This is a genomic window from Aeromonas sp. R5-1, from assembly GCF_040908265.1.
Classification (GTDB): Bacteria; Pseudomonadota; Gammaproteobacteria; order Enterobacterales; family Aeromonadaceae; genus Aeromonas; species Aeromonas caviae.
This window is the reverse complement of sequence record NZ_JBFODJ010000093.1, coordinates 12583-27849: the sequence shown is the minus strand read 5'-3', so window position 1 is coordinate 27849 and position 15267 is coordinate 12583. Positions and strand designations below refer to the sequence as shown.

Below are 15267 nucleotides of genomic sequence, written 5' to 3'. Positions count from 1 at the left end.
GACTATAGCAGGGGATTGGTGGGCGGCGTGCCCCTCAGCAGCCCGGCGAGGCGCTCCAGCCCTTCGGCGACGCGGGCGTCGGTGGCGGGCTGACTCAGGCTGAGGCGTACTCCCTGCGGGGCGGCAAACTGGCCGGCGGCGAAGTGTTCTCCGCTGGCGACCCCCACGTCAAGGGCGTTGGCGGCCTCCGCAAACTCCTGGCTGCGCCAGGGCTCGGGCAGCGGCAGCCAGGCGTGCATGGACCCCGGCTGCCAGCGCGCTCCCGGCAACAGGTGGTGCAGGAGCTCACCCCGGCGCGCCAGGATTTTTCGCTGGTGTTCGATGAGCGGCATGATCTGGCGCTGGCTCACCAGTTTGCAGGCCAGCTCGATGAGCAGCGGACTCACCATCCAGCTCGACAGCCGCATCGCCTGGGCGAAGCCGTTGCGAAGGGCGGGAGGGGACAACACGAAGCCGACCCGCAGGCCGCCGCAGGCGATCTTGGCGAGACTGCCGAGGTAGATGACCCGCTCCGGTGCCAGGTTGACCAGGGGAGGGAGCGCACTTTCGGGCAGCAGGCCGTTGACGTCATCCTCGACGATCAGCAGATCGTGGCGACGGGCGATGGCGACGATGGCGTCGCGTCGCGCCAGGCTCATGGTGGCCGTGGTGGGGTTTTGCAGGGTGGGGGTGAGGTAGAGCAGCTTGGCCCGGCGGGTACGGCACGCGGCATCCAGCGCCTCTGGCAGCAGTCCCTCCTCATCCATCGCCAGTCCCACCACCTGATTCTTGAGCTGGCGTGCATTGCCCAGCATGCCGGGGTAGCTCAGTCCCTCGCAAAACAGGGTCTCTCCCACGCAGCCGGTGGCCAGCAGGGCCAGCATGATGCCGTGCTGGGCACCATGGCTGAACAGCAGGCGATCTTCGCTCGCCGTGATGCCCTGCTCGGCGAGCCAGTCGACGAACAGCTGGCGCTGTGCGGGGCGTCCCGCCTCCTTGTCATAACCGAGCAGGCCGTTGAGATCCCCCTGCGCCAGCTCGGTGAGCAGGGGCCTGATGATGGCGCCCCTGTCCAGCTGGACCGGGAGGTTCTGCCACAACTCGATGCGCTGGCTGTCTTCATTGCGGATCACCCATTCGTTGGCGGGATCCGCCGCTCCCCTGACCCAGGTGCCGTGCCCGACCCGGGCCGCCAGCAGGCCCCGTCGCTCCGCCTCGGTGTAGGCGCGGGTGACGGTGCCCACGGTGACCCCCAGCTTATCTGCCAGGGCCCTGTGGGTCGGCAGCCGGGTCTCGGGTGAGAGGATGCCGGTGGCGATGGCCTGCTCGATGGCCTTGACCAGTTTGAGGTAGAGGGGCCCCTCGAAAGGGGTGAGGTCGGGCGTCCAGATTGTCATGGTGACAATAAATCCATTGATCCAAGATTGTCCGCAATATAGCGTGATTATCAGTCTTTACACAACCAACAAGCACACATTGTATCGGTACAATGTGGCGAGAAAGGAGTCTCCCCATGACCATCGAATGGTATGCCACCCTGTTTGGCTTCGCCCTGCTCACCTGCGGCACGCCCGGGCCGAACAACCTGATGTTGACGGCGTCCGGTGCCAACTTCGGCGTGCGTCGCACCCTGCCCCATCTCATCGGGGTGGCGGTGGGCCAGCCTGTGTTGCAACTGGTGCTGGCGCTCGGTTTCTATCCGCTGTTCGAGCGCTGGCCCCTGCTCAAGCTGAGCCTGCAGGTGCTGGGCAGCCTTTACCTGCTGTGGCTGGCGTGGCGCATCGCGGTGGCAGGCGCTCCCGGAGATCCCGCCAGTCGTGCCCGCCCCCTGACCCTGCTTGAAGGGCTGGGTTTCCAGTTCCTCAATCCCAAGGCGTGGATGATGGGGATCTCGGCCATCAGTCTGTTCAGCCTGCCGGGGGGCGACTACTGGCCCAGTATGTGGGGCATCATGAGTGTCTTCCCCATGGCGGGGTTCCCGGTCTGCTTCGCCTGGGTGATGTTTGGCCATCAGCTCAGCCGCTGGATCAACTCGGACAAGGGGTGGCGTCGTCTCAACGGCAGCCTGGGTGCCTTGACCGCCCTGTGCGTGGTGATGCTCTGGTATTAACAGCACCTTGATTATTCATGCAAAGAAAATGCATTGCTGACCTTGTCGTCAGGGCGTCGGCTCTGCATATTAGGAGGCTTGCCGTATCTGAACGAGGTTGAGATGGATCTGAACTGGTTGCTCCCCCTGGCGGGCTTTGCCCTTATCACCTGTGGCACGCCGGGCCCCAACAACATGCTGCTCACCAGTGCCGGGGCCGCCCAGGGGTTTCGCCGCTCCGTGCCTCTGCTGGTGGGGGTGGTGGGGGGCATCAACCTGATGATCCTGGCCACGGCCCTGGGGCTTGGGGTGGTGTTCGAGCGTCTGCCCCTGCTGCACGACGGCCTCAAGCTGGTGGGGTCGGCCTACCTGCTCTGGCTGGCCTGGAAGGTGGCCAACGCCAGTGGCCCGGCGGAGGGGAACCGGCCGCTCATCCCGGCCCATCAGGGGGCCCTGCTGCAACTGCTCAACCCCAAGGCCTGGATGATGGCGCTCTCCGCCATCAGCGGCTTCACCCTGGCGGGGGAGGCTTACTGGCCGTCCGCGGGCTGGGTGCTCGGCATTTTCTTCGTGACCGGCCTCTATACCGGTGCCTTCTGGGTGCTGTTCGGTGCCCAGGTGCGCCGCCTCATCCGCACCGCCACCGGTTGGCGTCGTTTCAATCTGGGCATGGGGCTCGCCACGGCGGCCTGCGTGCTGATGATCTGGGTTTAGGCCTCGGCCTGAGCCTTTACCGGCTGTCTTGTTGGCCCTTCGGGGCCTTTTTTATTGCCGGGGCGGTGCAATCAAACGCGCCCCCTGAGGGATTGCGGCATTGGTTTGCATCATCGGGTTACATAAGGAGATCCCATGAAATGTATCGGTCTGCTGGGTGGCATGAGCTGGGAGTCCACCGTCAGCTATTACCAGGCCCTCAACCGGGGGGTACGCGAGCGGCTCGGCGGTCTGCACTCGGCGCGGGTGCTGCTGAGCAGCGTGGATTTTGCCGGGATAGAGCGGTTGCAGCACGCCGGTGACTGGCCCGCCACCGCCCGTCTGCTGGCGGCCGAGGCCAGGGCCATTCAGGCCGGTGGCGCCGATTTCCTGCTGATCGGAACCAACACCATGCACAAGGTGGCGCCGGAGATCGAGGCCGCCATCGACATTCCCCTGCTCCACATCGCCGATGCCACGGCCCATCGCCTCCAGGCCGACGGGGTGACCCGGGTGGGTTTGCTCGGCACTCGCTTCACCATGGAGCAGGATTTCTACAAGGGGCGGCTCCAGGAGCGCTTCGGGCTGGAGGTGCTGGTGCCTGATGACGTTGCACGGGAGCGGGTGCACCGCATCATCTATGACGAGCTCTGCCTCGGCGACATTCGCGAGTCGTCTCAGGCCGAGTATCTGGCCATCATCGCCGATCTGGCACAGGCCGGTGCCCAGGCGGTGATCCTGGGTTGCACCGAAATCGCCCTGCTGGTGGGGGCGTGCCAGGCCGCCGTGCCCCTCTATGACACCACCGCCATCCACGCCGAAGCCGCGGTGACGCTGGCCCTTGCCTGATGTGATGCGGGCGGGGTGACCCTCTCGGCGCCCCGCCTGTTTTTTCCTCCTTTGATAACTGTGAGTCAGCCTTCATTTCAGCAGGGCTGAAGCCGTTTTTATTGTCAATCGGCTCACATTTCCTCCGTTTGTCTCTTGAGTCCGGGGCGTCAGACGCCTAGTTTTCGATCACTGAAACGATTCAGCCTTCACAAAAACAAGAGACACGAGGATAAATCCATGTTGAAGAAACTCTCCATTGCCGTGCTGCTCGCCCTGGGCGCCACCGCGGGTCACGCCGCCGAATTTCTGCTGACCGACTCCCAGCAAGGGCTGGATGTGGGCGACTGGAAGATCACCAGCGAGAAGCTCGGCATCAAGAGTCCGGTTCCCTTCACCATCGAGAAGAAACGCCTGCACGGCGGCCGCCAGGAAGGGGTGGATCTGCTCATCGTCGACAATGGCGTCATGAAGATCACCCTGGTGCCGACCCGCGGCATGGGGATCAAGGAGGTCAAGGCGGCGGATCTGCGCCTAGGCTGGGATTCACCGGTCAAGGAGGTGGTCAACCCCGCCTTCATCGATCTCGAGAGCCGTGGCGGCCTCGGCTGGCTCGACGGCTTCAACGAGATGCTGGTGCGCTGCGGCTACGAGTGGACGGGTCATCCCGGGGTGGATGACGACGGCCGCCTCAAGAGCCTCCATGGCCGGGTGCAGAACATTCCCGCCTCCGTGGTCAGCGTGACCGTGGACGAAGAGCCGCCCTACGCCATCCACGTGCTGGGCCGGGTGGACGAGCGCACCTTCAAGATGAGCGAACTGGTCACCTGGACCCAGCTGAGCGTGGTGCCCGGTCAGGCGGAGTTTGCCCTGCAGGACAAGCTGACCAACCACGCGGATTACGAGAACGAGTACCAGATCATCTATCACGGCAACTTCGGGGCCCCCATTCTGGAGGAGGGAGCCAGGGTGAGCACGCCGGTGAAGCAGATCTCCCCGTTCAATGACTACGCCAAGGCCGGACTCAAGGGTTGGCAAACCTATCTGGAGCCCACCAAGGGCTTCGACGAGATGGTGTTCAACCTGGTGCCCTACAGCGACGCCGACGGCAATACCCTGGCAGTGCTGAACAACCGGGCCGGCAACGCCGGAGTGGCGGTGGGCTACAACACCCGACAGCTGCCGGTGCTGACCCTGTGGAAGAACACCGACACCCGGGCCCAGGGCTATGTGACCGGCATCGAACCCGGTACCAGCTATGCCTACAGCACCAAGTACCAGCGCCCGCTCGGGCTGGTCCCCAAGATCCAGCCGGGGGAGACCAAGACCTTCGATCTGACCTATCGCCTGCTGCAAAATGCCGACGAAGTGAAGCAGGCCCTGGCCCAGGTGGAGAAGATCCAGGGCGGTCGGGCCACCGAGCTGCGCGAGCAACCCCTGGTCAAGCTGCCATAAGGGAGAGACGCCCAGCAAAAAGCCGCTCCATGAGCGGCTTTTTCATATCAGGCCCGTCGATCAGACGTGGCTGTACATGGCTTCTATCTCGCGCTGGTACTTGGCCTCGATGATCTTGCGGCGCAGCTTCATGGTGGGGGTGATCTCCCCGAGCTCCATGGAGAAGGCGCTCGGCAGCAGGGTGAACTTCTTCACCTGCTCGAACTTGGCCAGCTCCTTTTGCAGATCCTGAATGCGGGCCTCGAAGAACTCCATCACCCGGGAGTGGCGCAGCAGCTCGGTCTTGCACTGGTACTGCAGGTTGATGGAGCGGGCGTACTCCTCCAGGGATTCGAAGCAGGGCACGATGAGCGCCGACACGAAGTGGCGGGCATCGGCGACGATGGCAATCTGCTCGATGAAGCGATCCTTGCCGAGGGTCCCCTCGACCAGTTGCGGCGCCACGTACTTGCCGTTGGAGGTCTTCATCAGCTCCTTCAAGCGCTCGGTGAAGTAGATGTTGCCCTCGTCATCCAGCTCGCCTGCATCGCCGGTGCGCAGGAAGCCATCCTCGGTCATCACCTCGGCGGTGGCCTCCGGCTTGTTGTAGTAGCCACGCATCACGGTGGGGGCGCGCACCAGCAGTTCGTTGTTCTCGCCGAGTTTAACCTCGATGCCGTTTAGCGCCGTGCCGATGGAGCCCAGCCTGAACTGGGTGTCTTCATAGCAGCAGACGGTGGCGGTGGTCTCGGTCATGCCGTAGCCGTACTTGAGGTTGAGCCCCATGGCCTGGAAGAAGAGATTCACCTCGTCCGCGAGACGGGCGCCCGCCACCGGCAGGAAGCGGGTACGACCGCCGAAACGGGCGCGCAGTTTGCGAAACACCAGGCGCTCGGCAAGCCAGAGCTGGCCATAGAGCAGGGGAGAGGCGGACTTGCCCGCCTGACGGGTGGCGACCATCTGCTTGCCCACCCGGGTGGCCCAGCCGAACAGGGCGCGGCGCAGGCGCGGCGCCTGGGCGACCTTGGCCTGGATCATGGCGTAGGCCTTCTCGTAGAGGCGGGGCACGGCGCACATCACGGTGGGCTTCACCTCGCCGATGACATCCATCACCTTCTGCGGGTCGCGAATGTAGACGTTCTCGGCGCCGCAATAGAGCACGTAGTAGCTCCAGGCACGCTCGAACACATGACTCAGCGGCAGCATGCAGAGGGAGACATCCTGCTCGCTGAGGTCGAGGCGAGCGTCATGCATCTCGAAGCAGGCGGCCATGTTGGCGAAATCGAGCATGACCCCCTTGGGTTCGCCCGTGGTGCCCGAGGTGTAGATGAGGGTCAGCAGGTCGTCCATGCGGTAGTGGCGCTCGCGCTCGCGCAGCACCAGCTCGCTGGGTGGGTGGTTGCCGGAGACGAGGAAGGTCTGGAAGTGGCTGGCAGCGGCGCAGCCGCGCAGATCGACGGTGCCGTCCAGGGCGACGATGTGGCTTATCTCGCCGCTGTCGATGAGGTGCAGCGCCTGATCGAACTGGGGCTGCTCCCCCACGAACAGCATCCTGATGCCGGCATCCTTGACGATGTAGCGCAGCTGATCGAGGGTGCTGGTGGGGTAGATGGGCACGCTGACGCCGCGGGCGGCCAGGATGCCGAGGTCGGCCTGGGTCCACTCGGGCATGTTGCGGGCATAGATGCCGACCATCTCGCCGGACTGGTGGCCCGCCCGGATCAGGCCTTGGGCGCAATAATCCATGGCCTGACCCAGGGTGCGCCAGCCGATGGCGCGCCACTGGCCATCCTGCTGGACGCGCAGGGCGGCCTTGTTGCCAAGGCGGGCAATACGCTCACGCATCACTCTAACCAGATGAAACTGCGACATCTCACGCATCCTCAAGTAACAGTTGTGCGCCCGCAGGGGCACCAAAATCGGGGCTGGAGTTTAAACTCTAACATTACAGCTTACAAGTGTGCGCCATTTGTCCTGGATCACAAAGTCGTCAACCAGATGAGAGTGAGGCATGATAGGGGGCAGGGATCGGATTCATTCAGGGAGTTGCACCATGAATATCGGGATCAAGAGCCTGTTCACCGGCGTGTTGCTGCTGTTGGCGGGGGCAGGCGCCCTCTGGTATCTGCTGGGGGGCGCGGGGGAGCAGGATAATCCCTGGCTGAGTGGCGCCGAGGGCTATGAGCAGGCGCAGCGGCTGGCGCTGAGGGAAGGATACCCCTTGCTCTACGTGATCGAGCGCGCCAAGTGCCGACGCTGCAAGGCGCTGAATACCAGGCTGTGGCGTGCCCCCGAGATGCAATCCGCCCTGGCGGGGCTGGTGAAGGTGCGACTCAACCCGGATGCGGGGGATGGCAGCGAGCACATTCTGCGCCGCTTCCCCCAGGTTGCGACGGCCCCTGGCATTTATGTCCAGCGACCGGGTGAGCCGCTTCGCCCCATCAAGATCGCGGTGGATATCGAACAGATCTGGATGCCCGGTGTCACCTACGGCCGCGGCTTCTTCATGCCCCTCTCGGGAGCCGCCTTCGAGGCCGTGCTGAGGGTGACCCTGAGCCTGGAAGACCCCTCCATCGACAACGCGCCCCTGCCCTGAGGGGGGAAGCGAAGCGGGGGAGTCAGGGAGGTCAGAGGGGGGCGCCCGCTGACGGCGGTCTGCTGTGGGTTGTCAGCCGAAGTCGAACAGACGGGACATCAGCACGGCATCCTCCCTCTCCTGCCCGGTGCCATAGTAGTCGGCACGGCGGCAATACTCGGCAAACCCCTCGCTCTCGTAGAGGTTGATGGCGGTGCGGTTGCCGGCCCTGACCTCCAGGAACCAGGCCTCGGCCTTGCTGGCCTTGCTGCGGGCCAGGTACTCCCTGAGCAGCGCCCGCCCCAGCCCCTTGCCCTGAAAATCGGGGTGTACGCAGATGTTCATCAGGGAGCTGTCTCCCGCCACCAGATCCGAGATGTAGAAACCGGCCGGTCGTCCGTCCACCAGCATCAGGCCGTTGAGATAGCGCGGCCCGAAGCAGGAGAGCAGGTTGGCCTGGCTCCAGGGCTCCTGGTGGGCGGCCTGCTCGATGGGGTAGATGGCTTCGAAGTCGGATTCGAGCAGGGGGCGAAAGTGGGGCAAGAGGTCAGACATGGTCACTCCGGACGGGATTCAGGCTTGCGATGGACACCATGGCCGTGCCATGGTCGTGAGCATCAAGGGGTGTGGCGCTGCCGGCACTGCTGCCAGAGGGCGCGCTTGTGTGCCCCATCGGGCTTGAGCGGGCAGACCAAGGCATCGGGCCAGCGAGGGTCCGGCGCCGTCAGCCAGAGCAGGGGCGAAGTGGCCCCCGCGGGTAGGGAAGGCATCTCGGACAACAGGGAGACCTCGTCCGTGCCAAGGCCGAGCCAGCGGCAGATGTCCCCGAGCAGGGAGGGCGCGGGCAGCGTCTCTGCCAGCAGCCAGAGCTTGCCGGTCGGCAGAGGGGCAGTCTCCTGCGGGGCCAGCACCTCGTCGGCGGGCGTGTTTGCCGGCTGTGCGGCGCCGTCGGGGCTGGTGCCTCCCGCCAGGAGTCGGCCTCTTTGTTGCCAGAGGGGGATGCCCATGCGGGCCAGGATGCGCTGGCGCAGCGGGTCCAGCAGGGGATCTTGCATGGCGAAGGCTCACTCTTGATCTGCGTTGGGGTAAATAATGATGCGCAGAGTACACTCTCGCGGGATTTGCTGCACCCCGGACGTGCGCTTTTCGCCCTGTGGCGATGGCAAACGAGCGCCTCCCCGGGGGCAGAGATGACAGACAATGAGAGTGGGGCGGGGCCAGAGGCCGGACCCCGTCACCACGGATGACCTATCAGCTTCGGAACTGTGCCTATGCCGCCTTTAGCCCAGAATACTGTTCGTGCCACCCCCATTCATGAGCGCCTGCCACGGCTCCTTTCCGCCCTTGGTGAGGGACTGTATGAGCGCCAGGATGCCCTGCGGCTCGGCCTGCTGGCGGCCCTGAGTGGCGAGAGCGTCTTTCTGCTGGGCCCCCCGGGCATCGCCAAGAGCCTGATCGCGCGGCGCCTCAAGCTGGCGTTTCAGGATGCCCGCCATTTCGAATACCTGATGACCCGTTTCAGTACGCCGGAGGAGGTGTTCGGCCCCCTCTCTATCCAGGCGCTCAAGGAGGATGGCAAGTACCTGCGGTTGACCAGCGGCTACCTGCCGGAGGCCGAGGTGGTCTTCCTCGACGAGATCTGGAAGGCGGGCCCCGCCATCCTCAACACCCTGCTCACCGCCATCAACGAGCGGCAGTTTCGCAACGGCGACAGCCAGCACCCCATTCCCATGCGGCTGCTGGTCACCGCCTCGAACGAGCTGCCTGCCCCGGACAGCGGGCTGGAGGCGCTCTACGACCGCATGCTGGTGCGGGTCTGGATGGACAGGGTGCAGGAGAAATCCAACTTCCAGGCCATGCTGGCGAGCGATGGCCAATCCCATCAGAACCTGACCCCCTCGGTGCAGATTCGGGGGGAAGAGTACGACGCCTGGCAAGATGCCATCGAGCAGGTGCGCCTGCCGGACGCCTGTTTCGAACTCATCTACCAGCTGCGCCAGCAGCTCGACAGCCAGCTCGGGCACGGCTGCTATGTCTCGGATCGGCGCTGGAAGAAGGCGGTGCGGCTCATCAAGGCGAGCGCCTTCTTCAATGGCCGCGACGAGGTGGCGCCCCTGGATCTGCTGCTGTTCAAGGATTGCCTCTGGCACGACGAGGCTTCCCGCACCGCGCTGCTGGAGATGATCGGCGAGTTTTCCCGCCTCTACGGCTACCAGCAACTGGCGCTGACCCGGGAGCTGCTCTCCTTGCGCGAGCAGTTCAAGCAGTTGCAGGGGGCGGTCGCCCTGCGCATCGGCTGCAAGGCGGTCAAGCGCAAGCAGTGGTTCGGCCGCCGCGCCCGCGGCACCGAACTGCCGCTGGCCAACGCCAGGCCGTTCGGCAAGCTGGTGCACTTCCAGCTGCTCACCCCGGCGCCCCTGGATGGCAGCGATCCCGAGCGCCTCACCGGCACCCTCACCTTCGATCGCACCCTGCTCTCTCACTGGCACCCCACCGGGGAGGCGCTGGTGGGCTGGCCCCTCGGCAACCCCAAGGAGGGGCACTACGAGCTGGTGCTGGACGAGCAGTTGCGGCTGCACGTGCTGGATATCCAGCGCCAGCCTGTGCCCCTGATGCTGGTGGAGCGCACCCCCATCCCCGAGGTGGTGATGGCCCCCTGGCTGTCGGCCCTGGACGACCTGACGGGCCAGGTGAACCGGGTGCTGCAAAACCTCAAGGGCCAGCGCAACCTGTTCGACCGTCACCAGCCCCATCTGTTCGTGGGGGACAACTGGCTGCGTCAGGTGGAGGACAGCTTCTTCGTGCTGAACCGGGACCTGGAGCGGCTGGGGGCCGAGCTGCAGCAGTGGCGGGATCGTCTGCCTCTTCTCGATACACAGGTGTGACGTCGCGCCTGACGTGGGGCTGGTGAAATAAACAGGATGAAAAACATGTTTCGTCAGCATGATATTCCATCACATCTCAACGCCCGGGGTGGCCCATGCTAGAGATCGGCATGATGGACCTGGGGCTGCTCATGGGGGAGGGGGAACTGGCGGGGGAGATGGCGCTGCTGCTTGCCTCCACCCCCAAGATCTCCGAGTTCCTCAAGCGCTCGCCCCTGCAGGGGAAGCTGCTCAGAAAGCGCATCCAGACCTGGAGCGAACAGCTTGGGGAGGAGATGCGCCACAAGCCGGTGCCGGTGGCTCTCGAGCGGGAATACCTGCTCTATCAGGCCCACCGGCAACTGCCCCTGCCGGAGCTGGTGGGGCGCCTGCCCGCCTTGCTGGAAGCCCTTGAGCAGCACAGCCCCTTCGCGGGGGATGCCCGCAGCCTGGTGCGCCAGATAGTGGCCCAGCCCACCGAGGGACTGCGCCAGCTCTTCATCGAGAAGTGGCGCGCCAGCCTGGTGGGCAGCCTGTTGCAGTTGCAGCAGCAGATAGCGGAGGCGGAGCGGGAGAAGCAGCGCCAGGAGATAGAGGATCAACTGCTGGCCAACCGGACCCTGGCCGATGCCCTGGATCCGCACCAGATCTCCGCCGGGGGGCTCTGGGATCTGGCCCAGGGGAGCTGGCACAAGCGCAGCCTGGCGCTGGTGAAGCAGTACGCCGGCATGTTGCAGCAGGAGCCTTTGCTCGCGGAGATCGCCGCCCTGCTTGGGCGCAGCGAGCGGGAGCGGCGCAGCGAGGACAGGACGCTGCCGCCGGTGCCTGTGCACGAGCTGGAGGAGGTGCAAAGTGACGATGTGCCCGACGATCTGGTGGGGGTGCACCCGGCCAGCGATCTGATGCGCCTCCTGCCGAGCGAGGCGGTGATGCTGGCGCTGCCGGAGCTGGAGCTGGAGTTCTATCGCCGTTATCTGGAGCGGCGCCTGCTGAGCTACCAGTCGCGGGGCACCCTGCCGCGCCAGCGTCTGATGCTGCGCTCCCCCGAGCAGGGAGGGCAGGAGGTGCAGCCGCGTGGCCCTTTCATCGTCTGCGTCGATACGTCAGGTTCCATGGGGGGCTATCCGGAGGAGTGTGCCAAGGCGCTGTTTCTCGCCCTGCTCAAAGGGGCGATGGAGGAGAAGCGGGGCTGCTATCTGATGCTCTTCTCCACCGAGGTGGCGACCCTGGAGATCACCGCCGACACCGGGCTTGAGAAGGCGGAGCGCTTTCTCTCCATGAGTTTTCACGGGGGGACCGATCTGGTGCCCTGCCTGGAGCAGGCCCTGACCCAGCTTGAACAACCCGCCTTTGCCAAGGCCGACGTGCTGGTGATCTCCGACTTCATCGCCCAGAACCTGCCCCACGCCCTGCTCGAGCGGATGAACCGGCGACGGGCGCAGCAGACACGCTTCCATGCGGTCGCCATGTCCCGTCACGCCAAGGCGGCCATTTTGCGGGTGTTCGACAACAGCTGGCTGCTCGATTGCGGCCTGCGTGGACGCCTGCTGCGGCGCTGGCAGCGCCATTGAGGGCGCTCAGGCTCAGAGCGTGGGCCTGTGGTAGAGGCCCCGTTCGTTGACCTGCTCCTGATCCAGCAGCGGCTGACCGCTTGGCTGGGCAATGTAAAAACCCCGCTTGCCGCTGCGCTTGACCCTGTACATGGCCTGATCCGCCCGGGCCAGTGCTGCGCCGAAATCGTCCTGGGGCCGGATGGCCGCAATCCCCATGCTCAGTCCCACCGAGGCGTCCCCGTTGGGCAGCTCGAAGGGGGTGGCGATGGCATCGATGCACTGGCGGGCGAGGTGGCTGGTGCGGGGATCGTCGCACGCCCAGGGCAGCAGCAGCACGAACTCGTCCCCGCCGATGCGTCCCAGCCGTACCTCCTCGCCGCAGCAGTGGCGAAGGCGCTGGGCAAGGGAGACCAGCAGTTCGTCACCTGCCCGGTGGCCCAGGTTGTCGTTCACCAGCTTGAAGTCATCGAGATCGATGAAACAGATGGCCTGGTACTCCCCGGGAAAGTGGCGGTGCAGCGCGGTGCGGTTGAACAGGCCGGTGAGGGGATCCCGGTGGGCAAGCTGGGCGAGCTGCTGCTCGTACTCCTTCTCGTGGGTGATGTCGATGTGGGTGCCCATCACCCGGACGGGGTTGCCCTGATCATCCCGCTCCACCACCCGGCCCCGGTCCAGCACCCAAGTGGTCTTGCCATCCTTGGCGATCATGCGGTGCATCGCCTGATAAAACGGGCTCTTGCCCTCCAGATGGTCGAAGAAGGCCTGCAGCACCTGCTCCCTGTCCTCCGGGTGCAGGTGGGCGCGCCAGACGTCGAAGTGGGCCGACAGCTCCTTGGGCTGGTAACCGAGCATGGAGCCCCAGCGCCGGTTGAAGATGATGAGTTTGCCGGTGGGCACATGGTTCTGCCAGATGCACAGGCCGGTGCCATCCATGGCTGCGTCCAGCTTCTCCCGCGCGTCATCCGCGATGCGTTTGAGACGCTCGTTCTCCAGCAACAACCTGTCGTAAGCCTCCCTCAGCTCCTCGTAGGTCATTCCTCATCCCTTCCCCTGTTCGAAAGCATATATAGTCGATGCACTCTCTCCTTCTGTAAAGAAGGGGATAGGGGAGGCTCTTGTTCGATATGAGGAGTTTTCTCACCCTCTGGCGGCTGTGCGCCCAGAGTCTGTGGGGATATGATGACAGCGGTGAGCGCGGCGTCCGGCCAGTGAAGAGGAGAAAATGTCCGCATGAAGATCCTGATGGGAGGTGGTCTGTTGCTGGGGGTTGCCCTGGCCCAGGCGACGCCACTGGCTGGGGACGAGTTGCAACTGGCGTTGCAGCGACTGGAAGAGTCGACGATGCCGGTGCAGGTGTTTCGCGAGCGCGTCGCCGCCCTGACTGCCGAACAGGCACACTATCCGCTCGAGGTGCAGGGCCGCCTTGCCCGGCTGCAGTGCTGGGCCCAGCCGAGTGAACGAGACGAGGAGTTTCGCCGCGCGGTGGCGTTTGCCGAGCAGGGGCTGGCGCAGGCCCGTGCCCGCAAGGACAGGGTCACCGAGGTGGGGTTGCTCGCCTGCCGCGGGTATCACCGGCAACTGCTCGGCAACATGGCCGGGGCCGGGGAGGATTACGACGCCGCCCTGACCCTGGCTCGCCGACTCGGGGATGAGCGTCAGCGTGCCGACATCCTGAGCCTGCGGGGGGAGATGTACTCCTACCAGGGGGAGCTGGCGGAGGGGCTGATGGATCTCATCGATGCCCACCAGCGCTACGAGGCGCTCGGGCTGGAGGCCAAGGGGCGCGAGGTGCTCGCCAATATTGCCAATGCCTATCGCAGGATGGGGCTCTATGAGCGGGCCGAGAGCTATTTCAAGGAGCTGGAGCACGACTACCGGCAGCTCGGGGTCGAGGAGTACCTGGTGGACATTCACAGCCAGCAGGGGCTCCTCTACATCGACACCGAAGAGTACGACAAGGCGCTGCCCCTGATGGCCGAAGCGGAGCGTTACTATCTGGGGTCAAACCAGGAAGGGGTCCTGGCCTGGAGCCGAATCGAGCTGGCCACCATCCTGCAGAAACAGGGCAAGCCGGACCAGGCCATGATCAAGCTCGATCAGGCGGCAGCCTCCCTTCATCAAGGGGAGGGGGCGGACAGCGTCACCCTGGGCCACTGGCACCTCGTCATGGCCGAGGTCCTCGAGGCCCTGAACCGACCCGGCGAGGCGCTGCGGCACCTGGACGAGGCCGAGCCCATCTTTACCCGGGAGCAGAACCTGCGCTTCCTCGCCCGGGTGCATGAGACACGGGCCCGGGTGCTGGAGCGTCAGGGGCATATCCAATCGGCCCTCACCAGCCTCAAGACCTATGTCGAGACCCGCCAGGCCCTCGAGCTCAGATTGCGGGAACAGCGCTCCTTGCAGATGCGTTTCGAGTTCGATCTCGCCCGCAAGGAGCTGGAAAACCAGACCCTCAGGTCCCAGCAGCAGTTGCAGGCGGAGAAACTCAAGCAGTTGCAGGAGCGGCGCTACTGGCAATACCTGGTGGTGGCCCTGCTGCTGGTGGTGATGGGTACCCTGGTGGTGCACCAGCGCGGGCGCACCCGCAAGATGCAGCGCCTCGCCATGACGGACGAACTGACCGGCATCCACAACCGGCGCCAGATCCAGGCCAAGGGGCGCAAATGGTTCACCCAGGCGCGGGAGGAGGGCAAACCCCTGTGCGTGCTGCTGCTGGATGTGGATCACTTCAAGAAGGTGAACGACCAGCTGGGCCACCACGTGGGGGACAGGGTGCTCACCGCCGTGGCCCAGTGCATCGAGGAGCAGTTGCGCAGCCTCGACAGGGTGGGGCGCAACGGCGGCGAGGAGTTTCTGGTGCTGCTGCCGGATACCCTTCTGGGCGAGGCCGTCGAGGTGGCGGAGCGGATCCGCCTCGCCGTCGCCTGCCTCGAGATTGAGGGGGTGCCTGCGGATCACCCCATCCGCATCAGCATCGGCTGCGCCCAGTACAAACCCGAGGATGACAACCTGGGCGAGCTGGTACGCCGGGCCGACGAGGCCATGTACGAGGCCAAGCTGGCGGGGCGCAACCGGGTGATGACGGCCCGGTGAGGCCGACCCCGGGCCCCGTGATAGCGGGCTGGGTATTTTTCACTCGCGCGGGTATAATGCCGCGCAATTTTGCTTTGATCCGGGGCCAGACCCATGTAATGCAACGCGCTTCTCCTGTCTCCACCGGCGGTCACTGACCCGCCCGCGTGGTGTCGTTGT

At 65.1% G+C, this 15267-nt stretch carries 13 protein-coding genes; 8 read left to right on the top strand and 5 right to left on the bottom strand.

Going from position 1 to position 15267, the window contains the following annotated elements; genetic code table 11:
• Positions 1–2: 2 nt before the first annotated feature.
• Positions 3–1376: a PLP-dependent aminotransferase family protein gene (locus tag AB5Y64_RS12745; RefSeq protein ID WP_161470179.1), complete on the bottom strand. Its 1374-nt coding sequence runs from the start codon at positions 1374–1376 to the stop codon at positions 3–5.
• A 116-nt stretch (positions 1377–1492) separates the two neighbouring features.
• Between AB5Y64_RS12745 and AB5Y64_RS12740 the strand changes: the two genes are divergently transcribed.
• The 4 genes from AB5Y64_RS12740 to AB5Y64_RS12725 all read left to right on the top strand — a co-directional run bounded on the left by AB5Y64_RS12740 (position 1493) and on the right by AB5Y64_RS12725 (position 5044).
• Positions 1493–2089 carry a LysE family translocator gene (locus AB5Y64_RS12740; RefSeq protein WP_279474370.1) on the top strand — a complete coding sequence of 199 codons (597 nt, stop codon included), beginning with the start codon at positions 1493–1495 and terminating at the stop codon, positions 2087–2089.
• Positions 2090–2191: 102 nt separating this feature from the next.
• A complete protein-coding gene (locus AB5Y64_RS12735) occupies positions 2192–2782 on the top strand; it encodes a LysE family translocator (RefSeq protein ID WP_368203933.1) in 591 nt (196 codons plus the stop codon).
• Between the two features lie 135 nt (positions 2783–2917).
• On the top strand, positions 2918–3610 hold the full coding sequence (locus AB5Y64_RS12730; RefSeq protein WP_039039403.1) for an aspartate/glutamate racemase family protein: 693 nt from the start codon (positions 2918–2920) through the stop codon (positions 3608–3610).
• A 219-nt stretch (positions 3611–3829) separates the two neighbouring features.
• On the top strand, positions 3830–5044 hold the full coding sequence (locus AB5Y64_RS12725; RefSeq protein WP_368203932.1) for an aldose 1-epimerase family protein: 1215 nt from the start codon (positions 3830–3832) through the stop codon (positions 5042–5044).
• Positions 5045–5104: 60 nt separating this feature from the next.
• Here the strand turns inward: AB5Y64_RS12725 and AB5Y64_RS12720 are convergent, their stop codons facing one another.
• On the bottom strand, positions 5105–6895 hold the full coding sequence (locus tag AB5Y64_RS12720) for a long-chain fatty acid--CoA ligase (RefSeq protein WP_161470180.1): 1791 nt from the start codon (positions 6893–6895) through the stop codon (positions 5105–5107).
• A 181-nt stretch (positions 6896–7076) separates the two neighbouring features.
• Between AB5Y64_RS12720 and AB5Y64_RS12715 the strand changes: the two genes are divergently transcribed.
• Positions 7077–7619 carry a hypothetical protein gene (locus AB5Y64_RS12715; RefSeq protein WP_042016521.1) on the top strand — a complete coding sequence of 181 codons (543 nt, stop codon included), beginning with the start codon at positions 7077–7079 and terminating at the stop codon, positions 7617–7619.
• Between the two features lie 72 nt (positions 7620–7691).
• Here the strand turns inward: AB5Y64_RS12715 and rimI are convergent, their stop codons facing one another.
• Both rimI and AB5Y64_RS12705 read right to left on the bottom strand, forming a co-directional pair.
• Positions 7692–8141 carry a ribosomal protein S18-alanine N-acetyltransferase gene (gene rimI, locus AB5Y64_RS12710; protein ID WP_103261185.1) on the bottom strand — a complete coding sequence of 150 codons (450 nt, stop codon included), beginning with the start codon at positions 8139–8141 and terminating at the stop codon, positions 7692–7694.
• Positions 8142–8215: 74 nt separating this feature from the next.
• Positions 8216–8653 carry a DNA polymerase III subunit psi gene (locus AB5Y64_RS12705; RefSeq protein ID WP_049635924.1) on the bottom strand — a complete coding sequence of 146 codons (438 nt, stop codon included), beginning with the start codon at positions 8651–8653 and terminating at the stop codon, positions 8216–8218.
• 216 nt (positions 8654–8869) lie between these two features.
• Here AB5Y64_RS12705 and AB5Y64_RS12700 point away from each other — a divergent pair, with 216 nt between their 5' ends.
• Positions 8870–10483, top strand: coding sequence for an ATPase RavA domain-containing protein (locus AB5Y64_RS12700; protein ID WP_368203929.1), 1614 nt, complete (start codon positions 8870–8872; stop codon positions 10481–10483).
• 95 nt (positions 10484–10578) lie between these two features.
• Entirely contained in the window at positions 10579–12033 is a 1455-nt protein-coding gene (gene viaA / locus AB5Y64_RS12695) for an ATPase RavA stimulator ViaA (RefSeq protein WP_043155380.1), read from the top strand.
• Positions 12034–12045: 12 nt separating this feature from the next.
• Here viaA and AB5Y64_RS12690 read toward each other — a convergent pair whose 3' ends face one another.
• Positions 12046–13050, bottom strand: coding sequence for a sensor domain-containing diguanylate cyclase (locus AB5Y64_RS12690; protein ID WP_039039409.1), 1005 nt, complete (start codon positions 13048–13050; stop codon positions 12046–12048).
• A gap of 195 nt (positions 13051–13245) precedes the next feature.
• On the opposite strand from AB5Y64_RS12690, the gene AB5Y64_RS12685 reads away from it, so the two are divergent.
• The gene (locus AB5Y64_RS12685) at positions 13246–15108 is read left to right on the top strand and encodes a diguanylate cyclase (RefSeq protein WP_043155378.1); all 1863 of its coding nucleotides are present in this window, start codon (positions 13246–13248) and stop codon (positions 15106–15108) included.
• Positions 15109–15267: the final 159 nt, after the last annotated feature.